The 12,364-nt window shown below is 32.1% G+C and carries 9 protein-coding genes; all 9 read left to right on the forward strand.

The genetic code is table 11. The annotated features are described in order from the left end of the window. The first annotated feature begins 10 nt into the window (after positions 1 to 10). The 9 genes from H7F21_RS07370 (at position 11) to H7F21_RS07410 (ending at position 11,913) form a co-directional block, all read left to right on the forward strand. Positions 11 to 1,735 (forward strand): hypothetical protein, encoded by a 1,725-nt coding sequence (locus tag H7F21_RS07370; RefSeq protein WP_185788629.1) that lies wholly within the window; start codon positions 11 to 13, stop codon positions 1,733 to 1,735. Between the two features lie 378 nt (positions 1,736 to 2,113). Next, on the forward strand, positions 2,114 to 3,223 hold the full coding sequence (locus H7F21_RS07375) for a hypothetical protein (protein ID WP_185788630.1): 1,110 nt from the start codon (positions 2,114 to 2,116) through the stop codon (positions 3,221 to 3,223). A gap of 366 nt (positions 3,224 to 3,589) precedes the next feature. Then, positions 3,590 to 6,775 carry a type ISP restriction/modification enzyme gene (locus H7F21_RS07380; protein ID WP_185788631.1) on the forward strand — a complete coding sequence of 1,062 codons (3,186 nt, stop codon included), beginning with the start codon at positions 3,590 to 3,592 and terminating at the stop codon, positions 6,773 to 6,775. 7 nt (positions 6,776 to 6,782) lie between these two features. Next, positions 6,783 to 7,682, forward strand: a complete 900-nt coding sequence (locus H7F21_RS07385; protein WP_185788632.1) for a phospholipase D-like domain-containing protein — start codon at positions 6,783 to 6,785, stop codon at positions 7,680 to 7,682. A 7-nt stretch (positions 7,683 to 7,689) separates the two neighbouring features. Further along, positions 7,690 to 7,884, forward strand: a complete 195-nt coding sequence (locus H7F21_RS07390) for a hypothetical protein (protein WP_185788633.1) — start codon at positions 7,690 to 7,692, stop codon at positions 7,882 to 7,884. Further along, positions 7,881 to 9,752, forward strand: coding sequence for an AAA family ATPase (locus H7F21_RS07395; RefSeq protein ID WP_185788634.1), 1,872 nt, complete (start codon positions 7,881 to 7,883; stop codon positions 9,750 to 9,752). The genes H7F21_RS07390 and H7F21_RS07395 overlap by 4 nt, the downstream gene beginning before the upstream one ends. Beyond that, positions 9,739 to 10,743: a hypothetical protein gene (locus tag H7F21_RS07400; protein ID WP_185788635.1), complete on the forward strand. Its 1,005-nt coding sequence runs from the start codon at positions 9,739 to 9,741 to the stop codon at positions 10,741 to 10,743. The genes H7F21_RS07395 and H7F21_RS07400 overlap by 14 nt, the downstream gene beginning before the upstream one ends. Then, positions 10,743 to 11,579, forward strand: a complete 837-nt coding sequence (locus H7F21_RS07405) for a GIY-YIG nuclease family protein (RefSeq protein ID WP_185788636.1) — start codon at positions 10,743 to 10,745, stop codon at positions 11,577 to 11,579. Before H7F21_RS07400 ends, H7F21_RS07405 begins: the two co-directional genes overlap by 1 nt. Positions 11,580 to 11,772: 193 nt before the next feature. Then, on the forward strand, positions 11,773 to 11,913 hold the full coding sequence (locus H7F21_RS07410) for a hypothetical protein (protein WP_185788637.1): 141 nt from the start codon (positions 11,773 to 11,775) through the stop codon (positions 11,911 to 11,913). The last annotated feature ends 451 nt before the right edge of the window (positions 11,914 to 12,364 follow it).

The following is a 12,364-nucleotide window of genomic DNA, read 5'->3' on the forward strand; positions in this document are numbered from 1 at the left end:
CATACCAATCATGAAAACCATAAGATTAAGCCTTTTAGTAATAGCAGTGTCATTAGTCAGTTTTGCCCAAGACGGACCAAGGCTTCAGGTCACCGGAAATGGGGCCTTTATCCAAAGGGGTACTATAGATACCGAGCTGTTAACAGCCCTCATTCAACAAAAGCAAGAAGAAGTTAAGCAACGTGTTTTTAGAAATACGATTATACGCCAGTTTAATCACAGTTCTTATACCAAACGTCTAAACAACTTTACCACCTACAGCTACTTATATAGCCTTATGGATGTTTTAACCAGTGGTAAGAACAAGACGGTAATGACCAAGCAAATTGTAGAACGCTCCGCAGAGTTCGCGGCGGTTTATGGCATTATACTATTGGCGAATAGTAGTTTAAATGAATCCGCGAAGGTCCAATTTACACCAGGCGATCGTGGTGCCATGATACCCATGGAAAGCGTCAAAGATTTTAATATTAGAATAGATATGTGTCTTGATATTTTACTCAAAAACGAGAGCACGTTATTAGAGAAGTTTAAGTTTAAGGAAACCTTGAGCAATAATAAATACTATCAATCTTGGTATATCAATGATAATACCTATTTAAAGGCCTTAGAAAGTAATGATGGTGCAGATGCCGACTTCTGGATGAATGAGCGTCGTATTCTTAAGGATAAGATCGATAAATTCATAGAATATTATGAAGCCATTGAGAATGTAGCAGAAATCATAGGAAACAATTATGCCCTAAAAACAGAGCTAAAAACCATCAAAGACGGCTTTTTTGAAGGCTCGCAAGAGGATTTTAGCGATGTCCTAGCAGAGATTGAAGAGCGCTTAGCGACCACAATACCAGACGATTTAAAGCAGGACTTATTGAATATTAAGAGTTACCTCGATGACAAGACCGAAGTATTTGGGCAGCTGTATAACTTTTATAAAGATTTGGAGAAATCTAGGTTTAAGGATTTTACCATGACCAAGGCGCAATATAACGCCATGAAGTACATACTGCTTGAGTTTATTGATTTGGCTAGAAACCAGTATGTGAATAATGATGTCATCTCTAGCATTTTAGAATTTATGCTAGAATATACATCGATAGAATACACCACAGATAACGGCATATCCATGTTAGAAGAACAAGCTGAGGCGCAACCGCGGAATGCAAAAGGTTATTTGTACTTGGATGTCCCCTCATTAATCACGGCAATAGATGCCAATTTAGGTTCTGTAAAGCGCAAGGGTATTTTAAACTACGTCACACCATTTTTTAGTATTGGTACAAATTATGCCTCTTTTGATAATGACAATGCCCTAATGGTAGATGGCGAAGAAATTAACGATTTGTATTTTGCCTCGGAGAAGTTAGGCTTAAAATGGAAGGTCTGGAACTGGAAATACACACATAGTTTTGAAGCCGGAGAAACCTTTAATTACTATGGCTATAAAAAGCGCAAGTGGAATAGACCACAGCAAGAACCTTTGCTAAGCGACCTTTATGTGATGGCTTATGGCTCTGGGCTATTATACAATTTGGTAGACTTAAAATCCCAAGATGGCTTTGATTATGCCGTTTTTGGCGCAGGTGTAGGGATTACTTTTTTTAATGGACTCTCGCTTAATGTAAGCTATGCGAGTCCCTTAGTAGATAAACAACTTGATAACGGTTTCTTTAATGTAGGGTTTGATATCCCTATCATAGATTATATTTCTGCCTTAAGCAAAAAAGGGAGTTAATGCTTGGTGCGGCAGAAGACGTATAAGAGTTTATTGGTGAAATGGTATAGTTATAAAACTTGTGTATCACTTCGATTAATTCGTCGTAGACGAATTGTACTTCGACTGCGCTCAGCAGAACTATCGAGAAGCTTTTATCCAATATAGACCAATTTTAACATTTCATAGATTTTCTAGTCCTTTTATCTAATTAACGACCAGAGTACTATAAAAATTTATAATTTAAGTGTATCCCTTTTGAGTGCCATATCCTTAATGGTACATAATTATATAGTTCGTTGTTGACTGCACGAAATGCAATTTACCCTTCACTGGGTATATTTTGCTTATAGAGCTTGTGCCTAATTTTGAGTATTAATCGACTAAACGCTATGGATTATGAAATCAAGAAATGTTCATTCCACCAAAAGAAATGCTTTTAAGGAATTAAAAAAAATTCTAACGAAAAAGATTTTTTGTACCATTTATTTATTCTCTTCATTTTTAATAGGTCAAGATGTTTTATCAGTGGCTAAAGTAAATACACCTGAACAAGTCAGCACAACCAGTAAAGAGAAAATACATATAGATTTCGTTGGAACAGGAAATTTACAAGGATCTTTATCAAAAGGTGAGGCTATTGATGGTAGTGCTGGAATAGGAGTTATTTATGAAAGATTTAGAGGCAATACTAAACAGTATAAGGGTAGATTTTGGAATATGAGAGAGCGGTTTATTGATACGGCTGATATAGACAATGATAATGATACTACAGAGTTAAAAACCAGACGATGGAAAGAATGGAGAGCTTCACATGAAAGAAGTATCATCGGAGTAAAAAGCTACGAAATTGAGGCTACTATAAATGTTGCTGCAACAACTGATACCATATCTGCAGAATTTAATGAGAATATGTTAATAAGAAATCAAAGAGATTTCGGATTTTTTATTCTAAATCCTTTTACAAATGATCAGTCTCTATTTATAAATACAAATGTATATCTAAATCCTGATGGCGACCATTGGATGAACAATGTAGCCAAGATTATTAGTGGTTTTAATGGTCGTGTTATAGCATCCAACAGTGTATGGAATGTGGGTGAAAATCAAAATATAAACCTTGGTGTTTTAGCTCTACGCTGTGGTATTTTTCATGAATTTTTACCAGATAATAAGATTAGAGATGAAGATGGTAAGACAAAATACAGTGTCTTTTTAGGCTTGAATATGGGTTATAGAGGAATTTTTGGTGATATCATTTCTGAGAATAATAGAGATTTAAGAATAGCCACCTTAGGGACGGATAGAACGGATTTTTCTGGACTTGAATTTAATTTTGGATTTAGACTTGAAAACATCCGCGCAGAATTTCAAATGCCTTTTTTATTTGGTAGCGATAGAAATTCTATACTTGGTCTAACAAATACCCAATTTTTGTTTACTATACGTTTTGTTGGCGGATTTGGTTTAAAGTTAAACACAAAAAATCCAAAGAAGGAAGAAGAGTAATACTTAACTGGTAAGCAGACTTTAATGGATTGGATAAATGTCATCCTGGCAAACCAGATTATTGTCTTTATGATTTCAGTTCGTTAGAGACTAAATACTCATAATGTAAAACAGAAAGTGAAACTTTAGTTATCCGTTTTGTAATTTAATTTAACAATAATACTTTTATTTATATAATATAAATCTGCCCTTGCACACCCAAGGGCTTTTCTTATCTTTAAGTCCCTTAATTAATTTCTCATTGACTCTATTATTTTAAATCATTAAACAGGTTGCTTCTTAATACGAAGTGACTGTGGCTAAAAAGTACACTGTAAATTCAAAGATTTAATCTAAATCATCATTAATAAAGATTGAAAATAGAAAATGACAATAAAAGAATACTTAGAAATAGTAAGTAAAAGACTTCAATCTGGAATATCAAGAGAACATTCGTATAGAGGAGATTTAGAAACACTAATCCGAGAATTAGTAAAAGGAATTGAAATAACAAACGAACCTGCAAACGTAACTGATTGTGGAAACCCAGATTATGTAATCACAAAAGGAAAAATTCCTGTTGGTTACATTGAGGCGAAAGATATTGGAAAAGACCTAAACAGTAATTCTTACAAAGAACAATTTGGACGTTACAAAAAAGCTCTTGAAAATCTAATAATTACAGATTACATCTGGTTTCAATTCTTTCAAAACGGAGAATTAGTTCACGAAATCAAAATTGGAGAAATTGAAAACAATTCAGTCAAACCAATTCCTGAAAACTTCTCAAAATTTGAGAACTTAATAAAAGACTTTTCCACTCACATTGGCCAAACCATAAAATCGTCAAAAAAATTGGCGGAAATGATGGCTGGTAAAGCTCGTTTATTACAAGACATTCTAGAACGAGCAATTACATCTGATCAAGAAACACAAGAAAACACTTCCTTAAAAGGACAATACGACACTTTCAAACAGATATTAATTCACGATTTAAAACCTAAAGATTTTGCAGACATTTATGCTCAAACTTTGGCTTATGGAATGTTTGCAGCTCGTTTGCACGATCCAACTTTAGACGATTTCAGCCGACAAGAAGCAGCAGAATTAATACCGAAATCAAATCCTTTTTTACGTAAACTATTTGGCTACATTGCTGGACCAGATATTGATGAAAGAATTGTAACTGTAGTTGACAACCTTGCAGAAGTTTTTAGAGCTACAAACGTTGAACAACTTTTAAAGAATTTTGGAAAGGCTACTCAAATGCACGACCCAATAATTCACTTCTACGAAACCTTTTTGGCAGAATACGACCCAAAATTACGTAAAGCAAGAGGTGTTTGGTACACACCAGAACCAGTTGTAAACTTTATAGTTCGTGCAGTTGACGATATTTTAAAAAACGAATTTGATTTACCACAAGGTATAGCAGACACAAGTAAAACCAAAATAAAATTAGACACACAAACACCTGATAAACGTTCTGCAACAGGCTATAAACAAATAGAAAAAGAAGTACATAAAGTACAAATACTTGACCCAGCAACAGGAACTGGAACATTTTTAGCAGAAGTTGTAAAGTTCATTTACAATAAAAACTTTAAGGCAATGAAAGGTGCTTGGAGTGGATATGTAGAAGAACATTTAATACCAAGATTAAACGGTTTTGAGTTATTAATGGCATCCTACTCGATGGCACATCTAAAATTAGATATGTTATTAACCGAAACAGGTTATAAATCAACTAAAAATGAACGTTTAAATATTTACTTAACTAACTCTTTAGAAGAACATCATAAAGATACTGGAACTTTATTTTCTAATTGGTTAAGTAGTGAAGCTAATGAAGCTAATCATATTAAGCGTGACACACCTGTAATGTGTGTTGTTGGAAATCCACCATATGCATCAAGTAGCACAAATAAAGGGGCTTGGATTGAAAACTTAATCTCAGATTATAAAAAAAATCTAAAAGAAAAATCATACAATTCTCTTTCAGATGATTATGTGAAATTTATAAGGTATGGACAATATTATATTCAGAAAAATAATGAAGGAGTTTTAGCATATATCTCAAATAACAGTTTTATTGATGGTTTAATCCATCGACAAATGAGGAGAAATTTATTAGAAACGTTTGATAGTATTTATATTCTAGACCTACATGGTGATTCTAAAAAAAAGGAAGTATGTAAAGATGGTTCACCTGACCAAAATGTATTTGATATTATGCAAGGGGTTTCGATTAATATTTTTATTAAAACTGGAGTTAAACGAAAAAATGAACTAGGTAAAGTTTATCATTTTGACTTGCAAGGGAAGAGAAATGTTAAATATGATTTTCTAAATAAAAATTCTCTCAAAAATATTAAATGGTCTTTGTTGGAAACTAAGGAGCCTAATTACTTCTTCATAAACAAGGATTTTTCTGGTCAAAATAAATATAATAAAGGATTTAAAATTGATGAGATTTTTTTAAAGTATAATAATGGTATAGAAACTGGGAAAGACCTATTTTTCTATGGTAAATCAAAGGAGGAGCTAAAAGATAAATTAGAGAATGAATTCTCTAACAAACCTGAGACTATTAACAATTATAAAATCACTAATACATCAAGTTTTCAATTTCAAGATAAATTTAATTCATCTACTTTCGATTACAAGAAAATTAGACCTGTAAGTTATCGACCATTTGATATTATTTCATCCTATTATGATGAAAAACTACAAAGAAGACCTGCATTTACTACAATGAAACATATGTTTTCTGAAAATATTGGTCTTTTAGTACCAAGACAGTTTTCAGGTGATTTCAAACACATTTTTATATCTAAATACCCTACTGATTGCAACTTAACTGGTACGGCAAAAAAGTTTGGTAGCTCACCTTTGATTCCTCTTTATTTATATGAGGAAAACAATGGACAACAAAGTATTGCAAATGAACTAGAAAGAACCCCAAACTTAAACAAAGAAATCGTAAATAAAATTGCAGAAAAGTTAGGCTTAAAATTTACCAACGAAAAAGAAGAAACTAAAGACACTTTTGCACCAATTGACATTTTAGATTACATCTATGCTGTTTTACACTCACCAACTTACAGAGAAAAATACAAAGAGTTTTTAAAAATAGATTTTCCAAGAGTTCCATATCCAAAAGACGAGAAGACGTTTTGGAATCTAGTTAAACTAGGAAAAGAAGTACGTGAAATTCATTTGTTAGAAAACAACAAAGTTGAAGATTACATTACAAGTTATGAAATGGCAGAAGATGCAGAAAACGATCATAACTTAATTACCACAAAAATTGTAAAGAAAGATTGGGAAATAATTGACAACGAAAAACAACTTGGTAGAATTTGGATAAACGAATGCAAATATTTCGACAATGTTCCAGTAACTGCTTGGGAGTTTTATATTGGTGGATATCAACCAGCACAAAAATGGTTAAAAGACAGAAAAGAAAGAGAATTAAAGTTTGAAGATATTTTACATTATCAGAAAATCATAGTTGCTCTCAATGAAACAGATAGAATAATGAAAGAAATAGACAAAATTGAAATTGAATAGATTATAGATGAGTAAATTTTTAACAGGAAACGACTTAGAAAGTAAACTCACAGATATTATTTGGAATGCCAAAAAGTATGTGGTTATAGTATCACCTTTTATAAAGCTAGACGAACACACAAAAAGTGTCCTAGACAAGATTAAGGATACACCAAAGATTGCTCTATATATTATTTTTGGTAAAAATGAAGATTCTACATATAACAGCTTTAAAGAAGAAGATGTTACTTATTTTAAGTCTTTTAAAAATATCGTAATTCTATATAACAAAAATCTTCATGCAAAGCATTATGCTAATGAAAGTGAGGGACTAATAACGTCTTTGAACTTATATGGTTATTCAATGCTACACAATATTGAGTATGGTGTTTATTTTTCAAAAACACCGCTTAATCCAATAGATAGACTTTACGAGGAAACCTATGAGTATACACACCGATTAGTTTATCAATTAAGTGATGTTGTTTTTCTGAAAAAGCCACAGTTCTCTAAGTCATTATTCGGTTTAAAGAAAGAAACCCTAGGTGCAAGAGTGATTTTTGACGTTACCGAAGAATTTTTTAATTCATCGCGCAATTATGAAAAGAAGAGCTTTGATGATTTTGATGTTGAAACTGAGACTATAATACAAAAGAAGTATGCGGTTAAACCCGAAAGAAGTATAGCGGTAAATAGCAATTCAGCCTATAAAAAGAATAGAATTAATGAGGTAAAGAGTACAGTGAAAATAGGTTATTGTATAAGAACAAGAGTAGAGATACCTTATAATCCAGAACAGCCTATGTGCTTAGATGCTTGGAAAGTATGGAATCAGTATAGAGACCATGATTTTCCTGAGAAATATTGTCATAAAACTGGGAAAGCGTCTTATGGTAAAACTAGTATGGCGAATCCTATTTTAAAATGAAGTTATAATGATAATATTAGATAGGACTTATAAGAAAATTGAATACAGTAGCTTGACTTTAGAGCAAAAAGAAAACCAAAAACTCTCGGCCTTACGAGATTGGTTGTTGCCTATGCCAATGAATGGGCAGGTTACGGTTGGTGAGGTCAAACAAGAGTTGGATATGGTTGCGGAGGAGAGTGCTAAATATGGTGAGGTATGAGGTTAGCGGCGATTTACATACCAGAAGGAGTTCTTAAACATATTTTCGGGAATGATCATAAAGGGCAAACTTTAAATTTAGGAGGTAAATATTTTTATAAGATTGAAGAGCCAAGAGATAATTATTATGTTATCAAAAGTCGAGAAGAAAATCCGCTGTATATAAAAGACTTTTGGAGTGAAAAAATAGAATCTATTTCTTCAATTGTAGGAAAGAATGGTGCAGGAAAGTCCAGTTTATTAAATGCATTTAGAGACCGTTCTTTCTGCCAATATATAGTTGAAGACACTAATGGTGAAAACCCAGAGATTTGGGAGGATACAATTGATCATTTTGATTTAATTTACTACACCCCCTTTTTAAATATTCACAACGCTGATTACGAGCATAATAATTTCTACGATGTTTCAAAGTATTCTACAATGTTGGATGATACGGGATATGAAAATTTAGAGCTTAGTTCACTTTTAGAAATTCATAAATCTGAAAATATAAAAAGGTGGATAAAATTTAGAAAATTAGAGAGTATCGAGCAATATTTGGAGAATATAGGCTTACCAATTTTCAATAAGATTCAAATTAAAATGAATCACATATCAGTGACGAATAATGATACATCCTATAATTTTCGTCCATTTTTTGAAAGTTTTAAAAAAATTAAAGACAATGAAATAGGAAAGAAGTATGAAGAGGCTAGGAAAGAGAAAGGGGAGCTTGAGTCGCCAATTGAAAGAAGGAATTATTTAAACAAACTAAGACTAAAGCTTTATATCATAGAATGTATTATCGAGAAAGTTCATAAAATACTTGAGAGTAGTGGAAACAAATATTTAAAAGAAGGGTATATAACTTCAAATTTTAATGAAGGAAGTGAAGAGTTTATAAAAATTGGAACCTTAAAAGAATCTTTTTTTTGGTTCTTAGATAATGCATACGTGCAACTCACCAAGGAGTCTCAAAAAATTAAACTACCATCCGAGGAGGTAAAATTATTAATAGAACTGTTAATAGAAGATTTGCCTATTGATGAGGAAATTGAAGATTGGTCAGAGTATTATGTAGATATAGAAAGAGCACCAAAAATTATTAATGCATATGAAGCATTCATAAAAGCATTTCAAAAAGACTTTACATATGATAGAAGAACTCCATTGATTTTTAGACCAGATGTAAATTTAAGCTCTGGCGAGAAAGTCATGTATGATTTGTTTTCTTCATTAAACGAAAATCAGTATAGACTTTTAAATAATCTTCAGAACACGCATCATTTATTTAATAAAAGTAAAAAATCTTGTAATAACTGTATTATTCTTTTAGACGAACCCGAAATGGGTTTTCATCCACAATGGAAGAAAAATTTTATAAAGTCAATTACTTCGATTTTCCCATTAATATTTAAAGGAAAACAAGTTCAAATAATTTTCACAACCCACGATCCCTTGACTTTATCAGATATACCAAATTCTTGTATTACATTTTTAGATAAGACTGATGATGGAAAAACAATCATTAATGAAAATAAAATTCGGCAAACATTTGGCGCAAATATTCATGATTTATTAGCACATAGTTTTTTTCTCGAGAATGGATTTATGGGAGAGTTTGCTGAAGAATTAATAACAGACTTAATTAACTATTTAACTTACAATAACGACGAAGATATCTCAGAAGAAAATACTAAACCAATAAGAGATTGGGATAATAAAAAAGCAGAAAAGGTTATTCAAATTATAGATGAACCACTGATAAAAGAGCGAGTGCAATCACTTTTTAATAAAAAAGTCCTTTATAATGATAAAGAATTACTTCGTCTAAAGATTAAGCAATTGAATAATGAACTAAATAGATTAGAAGATGAGAAAGATTAAAATCACCAAAGATCTTCGTGATTTTGTTAAGGCTTTTAATGTTGATCTTTTTACAAATACAAGAACGAAAGGTTTTAAAAGCCCTCAAGATAAATTAAATGATCTTCTTCTTAAGATAAAACCTCGTAAACATAAAGAATTTAGACTTTATGTTGAAAAAATAATAAACAAGTACGATGATATTTTAAATGCGGATCCTACTAAAATGGAAATCTTAATTTCTGAATTTGATTCTATTGTGCATAGTTCACAATTAGGCAGAAAAATAGCGAGTAAGAAATATAGCTTCCATGAAAATGTAGTTGAAGCAATGCGTTATGAAGATTTAAGAGATAAAGAATTTCCTGAGTATCTAATAAATTCTGATTTACGTACATGTGTTTATTGTAACGCTCAATCTGCTATTACAATTGAACCTGTTTACTATAACAAAGAGAAAAGAAAGAAGAGAAAAAAAATTTTGTCCAAATTGCAACTAGATCATTTCTATCCAAAGTCTAAATACCCTTTTTTAGCTACAAGTTTTTTTAATTTATATCCGACGTGTGCTAATTGTAATTTAGCCAAAGGTAAAGAAGATGCAAAATTTGAGTTATATACTTTGGGCAATGATCTTGACCCATTTCATTTTTGGATTGATGACGAATCTATTATAGATTATTGGATCAGCCTTGATATAAAAAGTCTAAAAATTCATTTAGATTCTTTGGATGGTGATATTGAGTTACTTCAAAATCATAATGAGTTATTCCAAATTCAAAAGATATACGATGCCCAAAAAGATATAGGTGAAGAATTAGTTTGGAAATTTAAAGCTAATCCAAGTACTTACAGAAGTTTACTTAGTAAGTCTTTTAATAAAATTTTCCCTGATTCCTCAGTCATTGATAGGATGATTATTGGCAATTACAGCAAGCCAGAAGAAACATTTAAAAGGACTATGGCAAAATATACTCAAGATATTGCAAGGCAACTTAAATTAGTAAAATAATGAACAAACCTCAAACCATACAAATTTTTTTACCAGATGGTTCACCAACGAGTATTCGTGAAGCAGAATTAACCAATAGGTTAGTAAAAGCCATTTTATTTCCAAGAAATAAAATACAAGAAGTTGCTAAACGTGATATGGTCCATTTTACAGGTGTATATTTCTTATTTGGTAATACAGGAGATGGAGCTAAACCATTAGTTTATATAGGTGAAGGCGAAGATTGTTTTAAGCGTATTCAATCTCATAATCGCAATAAAGATTTTTGGACACACTGTGTTATTATATCTACCAAAACAGATGAGTATACCAAAACAGATGGTAAATACCTAGAACACCATTGTTTAAATAGGGCACAAGAAATAGGTCGTTATGAGATAGATAATGATACTGGGTCTAAGAAGCCATCCATTTCAGAAAGTCGAGAGTATGACTTGTTAGATAATTTTCAGACTGCCAAGATTCTATTGGCAACTTTAGGCTATCCAATTTTTGAAGAGAAACGCAAAGCAAAAAGAACAGACTTATATTATTGCTCAGGCAAAAAAGCAAATGGTATAGCTGAGTACACAGATGAGGGATTTTTGGTACATAAAGGCAGTATTTGCAATTTTGAGTTATCCAAAGGTGCAGGTAAATGGGCTCGTAGTATAAGAGAAAAGCTAGTGTCTCAAGAGATCTTAATTGTTCAAAATGATGTTTATATTTTTCAGAAAGACTACCTTTTTAATTCGCCAAGTGGAGCTGCTGCGGCCATTTTAGGTAGAAATGCTAATGGCTGGACATCTTGGAAAAATAAAAACGGTAAAACTCTAGATGAATTAAAACGAAAGTAAAAAGGATAGGAGTTCAGTTCTTTGTTTTCAAAACCCAAACCCTCACTAGACTACCACGACTCCAAATAACCATACCGAGTATTGCGAGTTTATAATATAAATGTTAAATCCATGCTAAATCTTTGATTTCTAGCGCTTAGCAGCATCTAAACCTTTCTTGTTTTTCGTATCTTTAGAACAAAAGAAGCACGTTATGAAAACAAGGGATTATTTACAGGCAACATTAGAGCGTTTAGGTTGGCGTTGGTTTCGCAAGGCTACAGCAAAGCCAGTAATAGCACAACAGCAAATTAAGCCTAAGATCACGGACGAGGATACGTTTATGTTTATATAGTCCGTTGGACATTTTAATAAAATTCATCACTTCGAGTGATTCGTCTTGAGACGAATTGTACTTCGACTGCGCTCAGCAGAACTATCGAGAAGCAGAATTTTTATATAGTAGTTCTCGATACAAATTTTTCTCATTGCAATCTAAAAATCCACTCGAACTGACAGTAGTGTCTGATTTGATGCTCAAAGGGCACAAGGGGTTCATTTAGGTTTTTTTCTATTAAAAAGTTCTCGATAGTTCTGCTAGGCTCGCCTGTGCTGAGCGTAGTGGAAGTATCAAAGTATAATTTTCTATCAAAAAGTTCTCGATAGTTCCACTGAGCTTGTCGAAGTGCAATTTTTCTCATTTCCAATCGAAAAATCCACTCGAACTGACAGTAATATACAATCGAAAAATCCAATCGAAGTGACAAATTTTTCTTCCAACAAGTTCTCGATAGTTCTGCTTAGCA

The sequence above is a fragment of the Winogradskyella flava genome (genome assembly GCF_014243395.1).
GTDB lineage: Bacteria > Bacteroidota > Bacteroidia > Flavobacteriales > Flavobacteriaceae > Winogradskyella > Winogradskyella flava.